The following is a 16,434-nucleotide window of genomic DNA, read 5'->3' on the forward strand; positions in this document are numbered from 1 at the left end:
TTGATCAGGACAAACAATAACGACTGCTTGCGGAAAACACCTACTGACAGCGAGGAAACCATGAAAAAAACAGCAACGATCCTGGCGGTTGCGGCGCTCATGTCGTCAACTGCCGTGGCCAACGCCGAGACCCTAAAATGGGCGCGCGCGGGCGACGCCCTGACATTGGACCCCCATTCGCAGAACGAAGGCCCCAGCCACACCATGCGTCACCAGATGTATGAGCCGCTGATCATCCGCGATACCAGCGGCGCATTCGTGCCGACGCTGGCAACCGACTGGGCTCCGAGCGCAGACAACCCCAACGTCTGGGTCTTCAACCTGCGCAAAGGCGTGAAATTTCACGATGGTGCCGATTTTACTGCGGAAGACGTAGTGTTCAGCTTTGAGCGTGCGAAGCAGCCGAACTCGGACATGAAAGAACTGATCGGTTCGATCGTCGCGGTACGCGCGGTCGACGACCATACGGTCGAGATCGAAACGGATGGTCCAAACCCGATCCTGCCGTCGAACCTGACCAACCTGTTCATGATGGACAAGGGCTGGACCGAGGCGAACAACACGGTCAAGGTGCAGGACTTTGAAGGTGGCGAGATCACCTATGCGACCACCAATGTGAACGGCACCGGCGCCTATCGGCTGGTCAGCCGCGAGCCCGACGTGAAAACCGTCATGGTGCGCAACGAAGAGTATTGGGGTCGCAACGATTTCCCGATGGAAGTCAGCGAAATCATCTATACCCCGATCCAGAACGCCGCGACCCGTGTGGCCGCCCTTCTTTCGGGTGAGGTGAATTTCCTTCAGGACATGCCGGTGCAGGATCTGGCCCGTGTGGATGGCGCAGATGGTTTGATGGTCAAACAGGCCCCGCAGAACCGCGTGATCTTCTTTGGGATGAACCAGGGCGCGGATGACATTGAAGCCGACAACGTCGACGGCAAGAACCCGCTGGCCGACGTGCGCGTGCGCAAGGCAATGTCGATGGCGATCAACCGCGACGCAATTCGTCAGGTTGTGATGCGGGGCCAGTCGCAGCCTGCGGGCATGATTGCGCCGCCCTTCGTCAACGGCTGGACGGCCGAGATGGACGGCGAAAGCACCACCGATATTGAAGGTGCCAAGGCGCTGATGGCCGAAGCCGGGTATGGCGACGGCTTCTCGATCCGCCTGGATTGTCCGAACGACCGCTACATCAACGACGAGCCGATCTGTCAGGCCGCGGTTGGCATGCTGGGTCAGATTGGCATCACGGTGAACCTGGACGCCATTCCGAAGGCACAGCACTTCCCCAAGATTACCGACGGCAAGACCGACTTCTACATGCTGGGCTGGGGTGTTCCGACCTATGACTCGGAGTACATCTTCAACTTCCTGGTGCATGGTCGTGAAAGCGACATCGGCACCTGGAACGGCACCGGCTTTAACAATGCCGAGATCAACGCCAAGATCAAATCGCTGGCATCCAACACCGATCTGGATGCGCGCAACGCGGATATCGCGGCTATCTGGCGTGTGGTTCAGGACGAACAGCTTTACATCCCGATCCACCACCAGGTGCTGAACTGGGGTATGAGCGAAAACGTTGGCATCGAGGTGGATCCCGAGGATCAGCCCCGCGTCAAATACTTCACCATGAAGTAATGTGATCCGGGCCGCCCGACCGTTTCGGGCGGCCCGTTTCTGCCGAAGACGGAGACGTTCCGCGCCTCGGCACCTTTCCGTGATCCGTCAAGTCAACGCGTGGTTCCCACGCGTATTGGCACAAGAAAGCCTCTGCGATGTTGCCATTCATCCTAAAGCGCGTGTTCCAGTCATTTCTGGTTCTGGTCATTACCGGAGCTATTGCGTTTTCCATGTTCACCTTTGTCGGCGATCCGATTGACAATATGCTTGGTCAGGAGCGCACGATGGAAGACGTCGAGCGTCTGCGCGCGCAATTGGGCCTCGATAAGCCGGTTCCGGTGCAGTATTTCCGATTTCTGAACGAAGCGATCCAAGGCAATTTCGGCGTCAGCTATCGTCAGGGGCGTGAAGTTTCCGAGATCATCTTGGAGCGTGCACCCGCCACTTTGGAGCTGGCTGCTCTGTCCGCGATTTTTGCCGTTGTAATGGGGATTGCGCTGGGTGTGTTCACCGCCATTCGTCGTGACGGGTTCGCCGCCAATTTCATCATGTCCGCGTCGCTGATCGGGGTTTCCCTGCCGACCTTCCTGATCGGTATTCTACTGATCTATCTGTTTTCGGTTGAGCTGGGCTGGTTGCCGAGCTTTGGCCGCGGTGAAGTGGTCCAGATCGGTGGATGGACCACTGGTTTTCTGACTGAATCCGGTCTCAAGGCGCTGATCCTTCCGGCGATCACCCTGGGGCTCTACCAAATGACGCTCATCATGCGGTTGGTGCGTTCGGAAATGCTTGAAGTTCTGCGTCAGGACTATATCCGTTTTGCCCGCGCACGCGGCCTGAGTGACCGGGTGATCAACTTCCGTCATGCGCTCAAGAACACCATGGTTCCGGTGATCACCGTCATCGGCCTGCAATTGGGCGCGATCATCGCGTTTGCGATCATCACCGAAACCGTATTTCAGTGGCCCGGCCTCGGGCTTTTGTTCATCAACGCAATCCAGTTCGTCGATATCCCGGTCATGGCGGCATATCTGATGATGATCTCGGTGATGTTCGTCGTCATCAACCTTCTGGTTGATATCCTCTATGCCTTCATCGATCCACGCTTAAGGGTGAGTGCCAAGTGACCGATCAACCCATCTCTGCGCAAAAAGAGACGCAATCGGCGTCTCCGTCCCGCCTGCGCCGCGCGCTGGACAGTGACTTTTATTACGCTTTCCGCCACTCGCCTGTCGCAATGGTCTCGGCCGCTGTGTCGATCCTGCTGATCCTGTCGGCTGTCTTCGCGCCGTTGATTGCGACAACCAATCCGTTCGATCCCACGACGCTGAACCTGATGAATGGGTTCACGCCGCCGATGACGCCCAACGCCTTTACCGGCGAGACGTTCCTGATGGGCACCGACGATCAGGGGCGGGACGTCTTCTCCACCATCCTTTACGGAATGCGCATTTCGCTGTTCGTCGGCTTTGCTGCCGTGCTGTTTGCGGTGGTTCTGGGCATCTTCCTTGGCCTTTTGGCAGGCTATTTTGGGGGCTGGACCGATAGTTTCATCATGCGCGCCGCTGACGTGCAGCTGACGTTCCCGTCCATCCTTGTCGCGATGCTGATCTTTGGTATTGCCAAAGGCATCACCCCGGTTGAACACCGCGATCAGATGGCAATCTGGGTGCTGATCCTTGCCATTGGCCTCAGCGACTGGGTGCAGTTCGCCCGCGTCGTGCGCGGTGCCACATTGGTGGAAAAAAACAAGGATTACGTGTCCGCAGCCCGCCTGATCGGGCGCCGCCCCTCCGCCATTATGCTGCGGCACATCTTGCCCAACATCCTGTCGCCCGTGCTGGTGATTGCCACCATCTCGCTGGCGCTCGCGATCATCGCCGAGGCCACGCTCAGTTTTCTCGGAGTGGGGGCGCCGCCCACGCAACCCTCGCTGGGGACACTGATCCGTATCGGGCAGGGCTACCTGTTCTCCGGTGAATGGTGGATCCTGTTTTTTCCGGCCTGCACCCTGCTTGCCCTGGCGCTGAGTGTGAACATGCTGGGCGACTGGCTGCGTGATGTATTGAATCCGAGGCTGAAATGACCGAACCCGTACTCTCCATCCGCAACCTGACGGTCGAAATCCCCACCCGCCGCGGGCTGTTCAAACCGGTGCAGAATGTCAGCTATGACATTCATCCCGGCGAAATCCGCGGTGTTGTCGGCGAAAGTGGCGCGGGCAAGTCGATGACAGGGAATGCCGTCATCGGGCTGCTGGACGAACCCGCGCGCATCGCGTCCGGGGAAATCTGGCTCAAGGGGCGTCGCATCGACAACCTCAGTGCCGAGGAAAAGCGCGCCATTCGTGGGCGTGAGATCGGCATGATCTTTCAGGATCCATTGACCTCGCTCAACCCGCTGTTCACCATTGGCGAACAGCTGGTCGAAACCATTCAGCTGCACCTCAAGGTTTCTGCCTCTGAGGCAAAGGAGCGCGCTCTTGCGTTGCTGGAGCGGGTCTCGATCCCGGACCCAAAGACGCGGTTCGACCAGTATCCGCACCAGTTCTCGGGCGGGATGCGCCAGCGGGTCGTGATCGCGCTGGCCTTGTGCTCGGAGCCTTCGGTCATCGTGGCGGATGAGCCGACCACGGCGCTGGATGTCTCGATTCAGGCGCAGGTGCTGGATCTGATCAAGGAACTGGCTTCGGAAACGCAGGTGGGGGTGATCCTTGTCACGCACGACATGGGCGTCATCGCTGACACCACCGAACAGGTCACCGTGATGTATTCCGGCGAGGTCGTCGAAAACGGACCGACCGACAAGGTGCTGAGCGCGCCGGAGCATGAATACACCAAGTCGCTGATCTCTGCCGTACCGCGTCCGCAAGTCAAACTGCACCGCTTCCCGCAGGTCAGCTATGGCGGTCGTGAAACCACCTTCAAGATCGAAGACCTTGCGCGCAACTGGCACAAACCAGAGCTGTCCAAGTCGGGCAAGCTGGTCGAAGTCAAAGGCATCACCAAGAAGTTTCTGGAAAAATCCGCGCTTCTGCCGTCGCGGCGCACCTATTTTACGGCTGTTGATGACGTGTCATTCGATATCAAGGACGGTGAGGTTTTTGGCCTTGTCGGGGAAAGCGGATCAGGCAAGTCCACCGTGGCGCGCATGATCGGCACACTATTGCCGGTTGATGGTGGCCAGATCCATTTCGACGGCGATGACGTCACCGCAATGTCGGCGGTCGAGATGGCGAATTACCGCAAACAGATCCAGATGATCTTCCAGGATCCGTTCTCAAGCCTGAATCCGCGCATGAAGGTGGAAAGCATTGTCGCCGAGCCGCTGTTGCATCACAAGCTCTTGCCGCCGGATCAGGTCAGCGGGCGGGTGCATGAATTGCTGGATCGTGTCGGTCTGACACGCGCGGCTGCCACGAAGTATCCGCACGAGTTCTCGGGTGGCCAAAGACAGCGCATTTCGATTGCACGCGCTTTGGCGACGCAACCAAGGTTCTTGATCTGCGATGAACCCACCAGCGCTCTGGATGTGTCGATTCAGGCGCAGATCCTCAATATCCTCAAAGATTTGCAGGAACATCTGGGCCTGACCATGTTGTTCATCAGCCACGACCTTCCGGTGGTGCGCCAGATGTGTGACCGCGTCGGCGTGATGAAACAGGGCCAGCTGATCGAGGTGCAGGATACCGAGACGCTCTTTGCCAATCCCGAGCAGGCGTATACGGCCCAGTTGCTTGATCTGATGCCCCGGTTGGCGCAGCTGTCGAGCTAATGGAATGCGTCGTTTTTTCATACCCCCGGCCTCCTGCGCGGATCGTATCCTCGCGATCCGGAGGAATGTGAAATGATGGCATCCGATCAGCTCGAACCGGCCAAGCTGGGTAATTTGATCCGCAAGTGCCGGCAGCAGCGCAAGCTGACGCTGAAAGAACTCTGCGACAAGGCTGGCGTTTCTGTAGGCTACCTGTCGCAGGTCGAACGGGGCAATGCGACGCCGTCTCTCGGCACCTTGGCCCAGATTGCCCGCGCGCTTGACTTGGGCCTTGATTACTTTGTGGCCCGACCCAAACCAGGGGATGCGGTGTCCTATGCGGCTCAACGGCGCAAATTTTCGATCTCGGACTCCGGTGTCACCTACGAGGCTCTCAGCACCGACTTTCCCGGTCACGAATTGTCGGCCTTCATCATGAACTGCCCTCCGGGATTTGAATCCGAGACGTTTCAGCACGAGGGCGAAGAGTTCATCTACGTCCTCAGCGGCTCGATTGAAAAAAGCCTGGATGGGGAAACCTTTACCCTGCGCGAGGGCGACAGCCTGCATTACAACGGAATGACACCGCATTCGTGGAAAACCCTCGGCGACACGCCCGCCCGCATGCTGTGGACAGGCACATTGGTCGTACTGCAAGGGGATCAAAACAGCCGCCTTCCAGGGCATCGCGGGTAGGTCCAATCATTGAGGCGTCATTCAGGAGAGGTTCAATGTCAGATATTGTGAAAAACAGGTTGGCGCGGCTTCGCAAGCGCATGGATGAAACCAATACCGATCTGGTCGCCATCGGACCGGGCAGTCACATGCAGTGGCTGCTGGGATTGAATCCGCATGGTGATGAACGTCCGGTCATGGCGATTGTGACTGCCGAACACGTCGGCGTGCTCATGCCCCTTCTGAACGCAGAAGCGTCGCGCGCGCAATGTGCAGACATACCGTTTTATGAGTGGGGTGACGCCGACGGCCCGTTGGGTGCGCTCAAGCAGCTTTTGAACAAGTCAAATGCCAACCGGCCCGGCCTCAGCATCGTGCTGGACGAGACGATGCGCACCGATTTCTCGTTCCTTCTTCTCGGCCAGCTTGATGCGCCGACCCACCGTTTCACGTTGGACACGGTTGGCTTCCTGCGCGCTGAAAAAGGCGCGGAGGAGCGCCAGCTCCTGAAGGACAGTGCCCTTTTGAACGATGCCGCCTTTGAACGGGCGTTTGACGCTTTGCGCACCGGAATGACCGAGCTCGATGTGCGCGATATCATTATCAATCACTACGTTGAAAACGGAGCTCAACCCGCCTTTTGCATCGTCGCATTTGGGGAAAACAGCGCCTACCCGCACCATCATACGGGTACGGATACCCTGCAACCGAACATGGCAGTGCTGATTGATGCCGGGTGCCGCTTGCGGGGCTATCCTTCGGATATGACCCGCTGTGCCTGGTATGGGGATACGCCCAGTCCACGGTTCAACGAGATTGCCAGCATCGTTGAACAAGCGGTGCAGGCCGCGCAATCCGAGGCTTTGCCCGGTACCCTGTGCAGCGACGTTGACAAAGCCGCCCGCACGGTCGTTGCAGACGGAGGCTATGGCCCGGAGTTCCTGCACCGCACCGGCCATGGTCTGGGTGTAGACGTCCACGAACCGCCCTATATTGCCGCCAACTATCCCGAACCCTTGCGGGTTGGAAATGTCTTCTCCATTGAACCGGGCATCTACTTGAACGAGGAGTTTGGCATTCGGCTCGAGGATGTGGCGTTTCTACATCCCAATGGTGTCGAATTCCTGTCTGAATTGCCCCGCACTGTGCGGCGGCTGCCGGTCAGAGATTAAGAAACAAGCCCGAAAATATTCGTTCGGCGGTGACGCTGTGTGCCCGGTCTCTGTTATCGCATCGGAGCATGGACAATTTGTTGCGCGACAGTGGCTTTGACAAGAGCCTGTCATCTGTTCGATTCTGGTGGCAGGGATTTGCCGCTTTCAATCGGGAGGCGCAGTTTCTGTAGCAGAAAAAGTCAGTTCTGCAGTTCCAGCTGAGACCCGTTTGATTCTGTCTGACACGGCGGCCTCAGATCCTGAGCAGCACTGGGTTTGGGGCTGCGCTCACCGTGGTCAGGTCGCGGTCGTCCGGGGCCAGAAGACGAGACCGTCCGAAACGGGGTTTCCAGTGGCACAGGTCAGGAGACAGGGCGCGCCAGACGGGGACCGAGAATTCAGGCCGGGTCTGGCACAGGAAGGCGACGCGTATCCCCGCGTCTTGCAAACGCGTACCGATCGAGGTTGGTACATTGGGCGGGATTGCAGATGGAGGCGCGCCAAGCGACAGGGGAGGCGCGTGATCTCCGGCCTCCTGCGCCCATGTCTCAAGCCCCGGTCGGGCTTCTCCGACACCGCCCTGAAACACGAGTGCCATTTGAGCCATCTCCGCCAACGCCTTGAGGGCAGCGGCCTGGAAGGTGGGCGCTGCGGCGAAGCCCAGGGCCGGTGGGGCTTTCGCGGATTGTCCAACGGCGGCAACGACCGGGACACCGATATCGCTGGTGATGTCGAAAAGGCGTGTGGCCAGTCCAACGGTGCGGCAAGCTTCGATCAGATGCCTGCCTGCGTCGTCTAGCATGGTGTCAGCAAGGTGATGGCGCGCGCGACACCCGTACCACCAGCGCCCGGCGGCATCCCGTTCGATCAATTCGAGCAGGGCGCCTGCTTGCGCCGCGCTGTCAGATGACCCCGCAGCGCAGCCGTTGGTGTCGGCAACAAGGATTGCCTCGGGGTCGCCGGACCGGTGTTCTCCGAGAAAAACGGCTTGTGCGGGTACCCAGACGGCCGCACCCGTCAAGTCGACGATCTGCACCCATTCGGTTTCGGTCGTGTCGGGGTTCGGGGCAATCCAATCGGTGCCCTTGAGATGCGCGTTCCATTCCTCTCTGTTTGATCTCTGGTCCTGAGAGAACCCGGCCAATGTATTCGCGCTCCAGACCTCGCCCGGCAGATCCTTCTCGTGGGCCTTCTCCGTTGCCTCATCGCCCCATCGGCAGAGGCTCGCGACTTCGACGGCCTCGCCAAGACCGCTGATTAGGGCCAGTTGTGCAGTCACACCATGTCCCGACGCTGCCCGCCCGGCGGATGGTAGTGCGGCAGAGGGCCAGTGCGGCCAGCGTGCCAAGGCCGCGTCGTTCGGGGTTGTCAGATTGCAATGAACCGGCCAGCCCTCGGGCGAGAGAGCAAAAACATCGAAAAACTCGGCAATTTCCGCTAGGCTCATGGGGTAATCTTATTTCGAATGCACCTGTGGCGATAGTATGAAACCGCACCAAGATATCCCGGATCAGGCAACTGAACCGTCTCCAGATGGGACGCAGGAGCGGGTGGTCTTGTTCATCGACATGGTGTCCTACAGCCAACGTATCGGCGAAGACGAGGCGGCCACGCTGGAGTTCATGTCTGCGTGTTTCGATACGTTGCGTATTCTGGCGCGGCGCTATCAGGGCAAGCTGGTCAAGACGCTTGGTGATGGCGCGATGCTGTTGTTTGACGAGGCGCATAACGCCATAGAGTACGGGGTGGAGTTCCAGCGCATCGTCACGAAACTGCAGACCGCGGTGGCCGATCCCTATGTTTTTCGGGTTGGGGTGCACAAGGGTGCCGTCCTGATCCATAACGGAGATGCGTTTGGCAACACGGTCAATGTTGCGGCCCGTTTGCAATCCGTCGCCGCGCCGGGCCGATGTGTTGTTTCCCAGATCGTTTACGAGCTAGCCCATGACGTCATCGATCTGGAGTTCGAGGCGCTTGGGGCTCCGGCTTTGAAGAATATCCGTGAACGCATCCCGGTCTATGGCGTGGTTGATCCGCTTCTTCAGAGGCAGTTTAGTGAACGGCCTGCCGTTCCGCAAATCGAGGTGCTGAAAGGTGCCTTTATCGCGCGCGGGCCTGCGCTGAATCATGATGTGCGATTGCTTCTGGGGTATCTTGCCCTTTGTCCCGGACATGCCGACAGCCTCGAACGGCTGGCCGCGCTTCTTGGAGGTCAAGGCGCGGCGGCACGGGTCGCGGATGCGGTCCTTGCGCTTGAAGGGGACCACGGGTTTCTGGGCCGTGCCGTCAGTCAGTTTGGAGGGCTTGTGGCGCTTGATCCGGTGGCTTTGGAAACCGATCTGGACATCCTGTTGCGCGATCTCCGACAGAACCGTGTGCCTGAGTTGCTGCTCTCGGATGCGGAGTGGCCTCAGCGTATTCTTGCGGGGTTCAGGGAGGCAGGGCCGGTGTTCGCCGGGTGGCGTCGGGTGATCAGAGCGACCTGGAAGCGGCGGCTGATGCACGAGATGGAGCGCCTGCTGGAGCGCAGTTCGTCGAGTGAGGATGTGCATGAAGATGCCGCAGATGCCATGCTGTTGCTTGAGCCCGGAAACGAGATCGCAGCCGAGGCGCGGATCAGGGTCCGCATCGCGCGCGGGGACCAGGGCGGGGCGCTTGCCGAGTTCGAACGGCTGGAGCAATACCTTGCGGAAACTTACGGCGTGGCACCGGGAGAGCGGATCCGAGCTCTGGTCAGTGCGCTGGTAAAGAAAGGCGGTCAAAGCTTGCTGCGGCCTGCCACATCGCGCCCCCGGCGGCTGTTGCGGATCGCAGTGGGCGGGTTCGAAGGGAACGGGCAGGCCGTGTCCGAGCAGCTGGCGGCCTTTCGTGGCGACCTGATCGCAAATCTCGCGCGTTTTCGTGACTGGTCGGTGATTGATAGCCTCGTGGGCGATGAGGGGCAAACGGTAATAGACTACCGTGTCGATGGGCGTTCGACAGGGCAAGGCGGCGCGCCAACACTGGCGCTGACACTAAATGAGCATGCCAGCGGGCGCACTCTCTGGGCCGAGGCGTTCACGGTCTCCTCCGACGCGTGGGAGCGGTCGCAGCGCGAGATCATTCGGCGCATTGCGGCCACGATCGAGAGCTACATCTCGGCGGATCGTCTGGCAATTGTGCTTGGGGCGCGAAGTGATGATGTGACCAGCCACGACGCGTGGTTGCGGGGCGACCGGGCATTGATGCGCTGGACACCGGAAGGGGCCGAAGAGGCGCGGGCCATATTCGAAGGTATCCTTGAAAAAGACCCCGATCACACGCCGTCGCTGTATCGGCTCGCTTCGATTTCAAACGTGCAGCACGTGATCTGGCCGGGGCGGGCGCGGCGTTCGGCGGAGGATGCCGAGGCGGACAGGTTCGCGTCCCGTGCGGTTGACCTTGATCCCATGGATGCACGTGTGCAGCGCACAGTTGCGTGGACCGCCGCCATGAACGGGGCTTTCGCGCGGGCCACGATGCATATGGACCTGGCTGTGAGCCTCAATCCCAACAGCCCGACATCGCTGGCGAGCTGCGCGATGGGCTTTGCGTGGTTTGGGGAACAGGAAAAGGCGGACGCAGCGTTGACACGTTGCCTGTCGATAGCTCCCCTGTTGCCGGAATGGGGGTGGGCCTACAACGCGGCAACTTATTTCGTTCTGGGGCGCCTGGACGAGGCGCTTGAAGCTGCCGAGCTCGGCGGGGACAGTATCGCAGACACGCAGGGATGGATCGCGGCCGCCCACGCGCGGCGTGGGGATACCAGCGCGGCCGGCGCCGCGTTTCGGCGCTTTGTGGCGATGATCTCGCCCGCCTGGAGCGGACCGGAGCCGGTCACGTTCGAGAGCGCGGCTGATTGGTTCGCAGAGGCGTATCCGTTGCGCTATGAAGACGATCGCACGCGATTGAGCGAGGCGATCCACACCGCAAGACGCGCGGCGTGATCAGAATCACTGACAGCGGTTGAGGAAAATGACAGCGAGGAGGTACTCCTTGGCTTTCTGATCGTCGTCTTCGTCGCACAAAAAGTGTCTCAGGTGCTGGACCATCTTCTCTGTATACCCGCCGCCGGTCAGGTCATCGCGCGCCTGCGGGATCGGAATTGTCATGCGCACGTTTTTTTTGCCATTACTCTCCCAGTCTGCGTCTTCTTCGCATTTCACACGAAGAAAGTAGTCGTTGGCACCGTCATTGAACTTGTATTTATTTCCTTGTTTCATGATCTCGGGTTCCAGACCGTCACGCTCGATCCTGAATTCATGTGTGTTCTTCAGGCTGGCAAATAGGTCGTCAAAGAAATCCTCGGCATCATTGTCTGGATCATCCATCCACAGATTGATCTCTTCCCCGGCTTTTTGCATGCCATCACGATGCGTGACGTCGTTGGGACCTCCTTTGAGGTGTGCAATGATGTTGGTCATTAGAAGTCTCCTTTCCTAATTCAGAGTACGCCGGTATTGGCCAATGCAACGATGTCGGAGAGCCGGGTGGGCTCTCCGCCAGCGCTTAGACTGAGAAATGAAGTGCGCTGGAAACCGCCCTGCGCCGTTCGGGTCAAGATGGTGTCTTCCGCCTCGGCAAGCGCGCTCACGATGGTCTCCATGACCACGCGCCCACCCAAAGGCCCCAACTGGCCGTTTCCGAGCGTTTCTGCCTCGGCCAGCACATAAAACCAGAGGGGTGTTGAAAGGCAGAGATGCTGGTTCCCGACAAGGCCGTCAAACTCGTTGGCATGAGTCTGAAGAAATGCCGCCACATCGAAATGTCCGACAAGCCCGGCTTGCGCGGCAAGATCCTGGCCGGAGGGCAGTCCAAGTTGGGCGCCTTTTTCCAAGGTGCGCTGCGCCAGAGAATGGGGGCCGGATGGCAGGCCCTGATCGAAATGGCTGGCGTCAAGTTGGGAGAGATCCGGCTGGATCGAGGCGCTGATCGGACGAGCCATGGAGGTGGTCACCGGCAGATTGAGGCCGATGTCATCGATCATATTCAGCCAAGGTTGGTTCCAGTTGAAGGGCAACCGGCCGTTTTTGAGTTGGCCGCCTTTGGAGGTGTAGCCAAGCAGGGCAGACAGGCGTGCGATCCTGGACGTCACGGGGAGGGGCGGCGGGTAGCGGATCGCCCATTCGGAGTAAATCTCCTGCACCATCGAATGCCCGAAGCGAAAGCAGGCGAGGGCGAACTCGAGCGGTACCAGAAAGTTTCCCGGCGTTGAGGTGACCAGCAGGGGGCCATCGGCCATCACTTTGTCGTAAACGTTTTTGGGGATGATGCGTGGCAGGTAGTCCATCAGGACAATTGTTTGAAGATGTTGACGGGTTGCCGTCTTGCTGGCTGCGTCGTTCAAACCCTGCGTTTCGGACAGATGTTGGTGGAAGCGTACAAACAACACATGCAGCTGTGCCAGACCGAGGTTTGCGTCGACTCTTGGATCGAGGCAGCAATGGGTGCCGATGTTTGGATCCTCGCGGGGAAGGTCATAAGCGTCATCAAGGATGGCGGGACATTTGTGCAGGCGGCCCAGAGAACTCCCGCCGCTTTCACGCCACGGGCTGGTGCGGGGCGCGGTCTCCGGTTCGGTTCCGAAAATCGTGTCGAAATCCAGCGCGTGCATGTGGCGGGCATTGCTCCATCCGCCAAGGCCGGGTCCCAGCAGGTCGGGGTTCCATTTCATGTATGACATGTCATGGGCGAGGAATTGGCCAAGGTAGGTATAGGCAGCAGGGATCCCCTGGCCCTGCTGGGGCGGGTTCCGGGCGGCCATCTTCTCTGCAAGAAGCTGATACAGATTGCCGGTATCACCTGCTGTCGCGTAAGGGCCGTCAAAGAGTTGATCGTAGAAACTGACATGTTCAAAACCGGACAGGGCCACGTTGCCTTGATTGGCAGCGAGCACGGTGCTGCGGGCTCGAGTGCGCGAGGAGGTCTGCAGGTTAGAGTGAGCCAGCTTGAACGCGTCAATTTCCGCATCGAAAAGAACTGGTGTGGAAGCGATCCGATCATCAACGTCTGTTGTGGGTTGGTCCGGCACATATTGGAGTGTCAGTCTCAACTCGTCCTGGCGGCCATTGAGCCAGAAGTTCTCACGCATTCCAGCGCGTCGCATGCCGAGTTTGTTGCTGTCAGAGCGGAGCCGAACAAAGCTGACCCCCGCGCCGTGAGACAGTGCCATCGTTCCACCTCGCGGTGATTTAGATGTCCACCATACATTCTTTGGAGGCAATCACCAAATCCGAACCCGAGATCGGGCTTCCAGAACCCCAAAGTCCGCGCGACGGAAATTGATCCCAGGATTTGCTATCCGGAAGGGCATCATCCTGAGATGCTGCCCGTCTGGCCAGGTCCATGGCTGGGCCGGTGTGCCAGAAACTCTATCTTGTCATTGCGACCGAAACCGTTCTGTTGGCGCTGATGTCTGACAAGTTTGACCCACGGTCAGACATCGGGTGGGGTGAAGAACGCGGGGCGATAGACGCAATCGGCCAATGTGCTTTGGTTGAGGTCTGCAATGAAGGACGCCTCGGCCTGGGCCAGCCGTGCCTTCAATCGGCAATGCGGCGTCAGAGTACAGGCAGCGCCGCCCGGCAAAAAGCACTCGACCAACACCTGATCAGCTTCCAGAATGGCCACCACATCGCCAAGACGTATCTCTTCCGGTGGGCGGGTCAACTTGGCCCCGCCGCTTCCACCGCGCCGGGTTTCGAGGTAGCCGGCCGCGGAAAGTGCGGAAATCACCTTGGCGAGGTGATTGCGCGAAACATTGAACTCGGCAGCGAGTTCGCCGGTTGTCATGACGCTATCGGGGGCTCCGGCCAAACGCATCAGGACGCGCAGTCCGTAGTCGGTGAATGAGGTGAGGCGCAAGGTCGCGATCCTGTTTTGGTATTTACAATGCGTATTAATCGGGCGTAATCGGTAAATCAAATGCTAATTCGATCTCGTCAAGGCGAATCGAAACTGAAAGGACCGGCCATGAGACATGATGCCGTCACCCTTGCACAGGAAGAAATCGGCACGCGGGTTGCCTCTGTTTTGATCCGTTGTTATCGCGCGCTTCTGGCAGGCCTCGTGTTCCCGGCGCCCCTTGCGGTTTGTGTCGGACGGGGGCGGACCAGATGACGAGACTAGCGAGTGTTTCGGCCGTGGGTCGGGGGGCTACGGACCTGTTGCTTTCAGCGGTTGCTGAACGGCTGCAGGCTGAGGGGGTCCGGGTTGGTGGGGCGCTGCGCCCACAAAAACCGCAGGATGAGGCCTCACATTGCAACAGTGATTTGTTGCTTCTGCCGGATGGGCCGATCGCCCGTATCACGCAAGACCTTGGTGCAGGTTCCACAGCTTGCCGAATGGACTCTGGGGCACTGGAGGAGGCGGCGGCAACCGCAACTGCGCGGCTTGTTTCGGGCGGGGTTGATCTGATCGTGTTGAACAAGTTCGGGATCAGCGAGGCGGAAGGGCGCGGTTTCCGCGTCCTGATCGCCGAAGCCTTGTCGCGAGATATTCCGGTTGTGGTTGGCGTGTCCGATGCCCACAGGGCGGCTTTCGAACGCTTCGCGGACGGTATGGCCACGGCGCTGTCGGACAGCGAGAGCGCCGTAGTGACCTGGTGCCTGGCGGCGGTTGCCAATTCCGTTGAGTCATCCGGCGAGGAACCAACCTGTCGGCAGCAAGAGAGGCTTGAGAAATGACATCAAACACCGACGCCGTTCGCCGCCCGCGCTTGCCGGGGCACCGCCCGGTGGCGCGATTGTCGGCTGCAATAGCGCAGCCGATCCTGACGCGGGTGGTGCGTCGCATTGCAGAGCGCCATCCGTCGCTCTTCGCCCGGCTTGGGCCCCACCAGAAAACCGATTTCATTATTGACCCGATCGAGCTTCCCTTTGCGCTGCATCTTCGTCCTGATCCGGATGCGCTGATCTTTCGCGCCGTGCCGCGCGACCTTGCGCCCGTCGCCGGGGCAGCGATCCGCGGTCGTTTCATGCTGTTGCTGGAGTTGGTTGATTCCGAGGAGGATGGGGATGCCGCTTTCTTCTCGCGTGATCTTGAAGTGACTGGCGATACAGAAGCCGTCGTGCGGCTGCGCAACGCGCTCGACGATGTCGACGGCTCCATTGCCGAGGAAACTGCCGACATGTTTGGTGCACCGGGCCGCGCAATCCTGGCGCGGCTGCGCCGATCCTACCCCGCAAACTGAAAGGAAACAGGCTGACCATGAGCCTTGCCGAACTGATCTGCCCCGCCGGGACGCCCGCCGCTCTGCGTACCGCCGTCGATGCTGGCGCCGACGCCGTATATTGCGGTTTCCAGGACGCCACCAACGCCCGCAACTTTCCGGGCCTGAATTTCACACCGGATGAACTGGCCGAGTCCGTCACGTATGCCCATGCCAAGGGGGCAAAAGTCCTGTTGGCTCTCAACACCTATCCGCCGGCGGGCAGGGTCGACCTTTGGCGGCAGGCCGCCGATACCGGTGCGCGATTTGGTGTTGATGCGTTCATCGTCGCGGATATGGGCGTCGCCGACTACATCGCCCGCACCCATCCCGGCGTCAGGTTGCACCTGTCAGTGCAGGCCGCAGCCTCAAGCCCCGAGGCCATCCGCTATTATTGCGAGAATTTCGGCGTGAAGCGTGTTGTCCTGCCGCGCATATTGACGATCCCCGAGATCCGGCAAATTCGCAAGGAAATCCCTTGCGAGATCGAGACCTTCATTTTTGGCAACCACGGCCTCATGGTGGAGGGGCGGTGCAGCTTGACCAACTATCTGACGGGACAGTCGACCAATCTGGATGGCGTCTGCTCCCCGGCTTCGGATGTCGAATATGTCCGCCACGATGATGGTTCGATGTCTTCTCAACTTGCAGGTTTCACCATTGATTGTTTCGGTCCGGACGAAAAGGCGGGTTATCCCACGATCTGCAAAGGGCGCTATACCGCGCCCCATCGGCAGGAGGGCTACTATGCCTTCGAGGAACCCATCAGTCTCAACCTCTCCAGATTGTTGCCGGAACTGATCGAGGCGGGGGTGCACGCCTTCAAGATCGAGGGGCGGCAACGGTCGAAAAGCTATGTGCGCAATGTCGTAAAGGCTTTTCGCGCAGCGGTGGATGACATCCGGGCGGGGCGGGAGGCGAATATCGCTGACCTCGTCGCGTTGACCGAAGGACAGAAACAGACACAGGGCGCCTTTGAGACTAAGAAATGGCGGTGACGAA

Annotated in this window: 15 protein-coding genes; 11 read left to right on the plus strand and 4 right to left on the minus strand. The window is 59.5% G+C overall.

Translation table 11 applies throughout. The annotated features are described in order from the left end of the window. Positions 1-60 precede the first annotated feature (60 nt). The 6 genes from BMZ35_RS14375 (at position 61) to BMZ35_RS14400 (ending at position 7,223) form a co-directional block, all read left to right on the plus strand. Entirely contained in the window at positions 61-1,641 is a 1,581-nt protein-coding gene (locus tag BMZ35_RS14375; protein WP_093094562.1) for an ABC transporter substrate-binding protein, read from the plus strand. Positions 1,642-1,778: 137 nt separating this feature from the next. After that, positions 1,779-2,750, plus strand: coding sequence for an ABC transporter permease (locus tag BMZ35_RS14380; RefSeq protein ID WP_093094563.1), 972 nt, complete (start codon positions 1,779-1,781; stop codon positions 2,748-2,750). Beyond that, the gene (locus BMZ35_RS14385) at positions 2,747-3,709 is read left to right on the plus strand and encodes an ABC transporter permease (protein ID WP_207502979.1); all 963 of its coding nucleotides are present in this window, start codon (positions 2,747-2,749) and stop codon (positions 3,707-3,709) included. The genes BMZ35_RS14380 and BMZ35_RS14385 overlap by 4 nt, the downstream gene beginning before the upstream one ends. Further along, positions 3,706-5,397, plus strand: a complete 1,692-nt coding sequence (locus BMZ35_RS14390; protein ID WP_093094564.1) for a dipeptide ABC transporter ATP-binding protein — start codon at positions 3,706-3,708, stop codon at positions 5,395-5,397. The genes BMZ35_RS14385 and BMZ35_RS14390 overlap by 4 nt, the downstream gene beginning before the upstream one ends. 72 nt (positions 5,398-5,469) lie before the next feature. Then, positions 5,470-6,072, plus strand: coding sequence for a helix-turn-helix domain-containing protein (locus BMZ35_RS14395; RefSeq protein WP_093094565.1), 603 nt, complete (start codon positions 5,470-5,472; stop codon positions 6,070-6,072). A gap of 35 nt (positions 6,073-6,107) precedes the next feature. Beyond that, positions 6,108-7,223 carry a M24 family metallopeptidase gene (locus tag BMZ35_RS14400; RefSeq protein WP_093094566.1) on the plus strand — a complete coding sequence of 372 codons (1,116 nt, stop codon included), beginning with the start codon at positions 6,108-6,110 and terminating at the stop codon, positions 7,221-7,223. 235 nt (positions 7,224-7,458) lie between these two features. Here BMZ35_RS14400 and BMZ35_RS14405 read toward each other — a convergent pair whose 3' ends face one another. Beyond that, positions 7,459-8,652, minus strand: a complete 1,194-nt coding sequence (locus BMZ35_RS14405) for a YcaO-like family protein (protein WP_093094567.1) — start codon at positions 8,650-8,652, stop codon at positions 7,459-7,461. 37 nt (positions 8,653-8,689) lie between these two features. Here BMZ35_RS14405 and BMZ35_RS14410 point away from each other — a divergent pair, with 37 nt between their 5' ends. Next, positions 8,690-11,170 (plus strand): adenylate/guanylate cyclase domain-containing protein, encoded by a 2,481-nt coding sequence (locus BMZ35_RS14410; RefSeq protein ID WP_093094568.1) that lies wholly within the window; start codon positions 8,690-8,692, stop codon positions 11,168-11,170. A 6-nt stretch (positions 11,171-11,176) separates the two neighbouring features. Here BMZ35_RS14410 and BMZ35_RS14415 read toward each other — a convergent pair whose 3' ends face one another. The 3 genes from BMZ35_RS14415 to BMZ35_RS14425 form a co-directional block, all read right to left on the minus strand. After that, positions 11,177-11,647 (minus strand): hypothetical protein, encoded by a 471-nt coding sequence (locus tag BMZ35_RS14415; RefSeq protein ID WP_093094569.1) that lies wholly within the window; start codon positions 11,645-11,647, stop codon positions 11,177-11,179. A 20-nt stretch (positions 11,648-11,667) separates the two neighbouring features. Beyond that, positions 11,668-13,314 carry a peroxidase family protein gene (locus tag BMZ35_RS14420; RefSeq protein ID WP_093094570.1) on the minus strand — a complete coding sequence of 549 codons (1,647 nt, stop codon included), beginning with the start codon at positions 13,312-13,314 and terminating at the stop codon, positions 11,668-11,670. 344 nt (positions 13,315-13,658) lie between these two features. After that, the gene (locus tag BMZ35_RS14425; RefSeq protein ID WP_093094571.1) at positions 13,659-14,087 is read right to left on the minus strand and encodes an Rrf2 family transcriptional regulator; all 429 of its coding nucleotides are present in this window, start codon (positions 14,085-14,087) and stop codon (positions 13,659-13,661) included. Between the two features lie 108 nt (positions 14,088-14,195). Here BMZ35_RS14425 and BMZ35_RS20965 point away from each other — a divergent pair, with 108 nt between their 5' ends. Genes BMZ35_RS20965 through ubiU form a run of 4 tightly spaced genes read left to right on the plus strand, consistent with a single transcriptional unit; the run spans position 14,196 to position 16,430 of the window. Continuing rightward, a complete protein-coding gene (locus BMZ35_RS20965) occupies positions 14,196-14,342 on the plus strand; it encodes a hypothetical protein (protein ID WP_165610093.1) in 147 nt (48 codons plus the stop codon). After that, complete coding sequence (locus BMZ35_RS14430) at positions 14,339-14,908, plus strand: DUF2478 domain-containing protein (protein WP_093094572.1); 570 nt, start codon at positions 14,339-14,341, stop codon at positions 14,906-14,908. The genes BMZ35_RS20965 and BMZ35_RS14430 overlap by 4 nt, the downstream gene beginning before the upstream one ends. Next, positions 14,905-15,414, plus strand: coding sequence for a ubiquinone anaerobic biosynthesis accessory factor UbiT (gene ubiT, locus BMZ35_RS14435; RefSeq protein WP_093094573.1), 510 nt, complete (start codon positions 14,905-14,907; stop codon positions 15,412-15,414). Before BMZ35_RS14430 ends, ubiT begins: the two co-directional genes overlap by 4 nt. 17 nt (positions 15,415-15,431) lie before the next feature. Then, positions 15,432-16,430, plus strand: coding sequence for a ubiquinone anaerobic biosynthesis protein UbiU (gene ubiU, locus BMZ35_RS14440; protein ID WP_093094574.1), 999 nt, complete (start codon positions 15,432-15,434; stop codon positions 16,428-16,430). Positions 16,431-16,434 lie beyond the last annotated feature (4 nt).

It is taken from the genome of Shimia aestuarii (assembly GCF_900114635.1).
In the GTDB taxonomy this organism is placed as follows: Bacteria; Pseudomonadota; Alphaproteobacteria; order Rhodobacterales; family Rhodobacteraceae; genus Shimia; species Shimia aestuarii.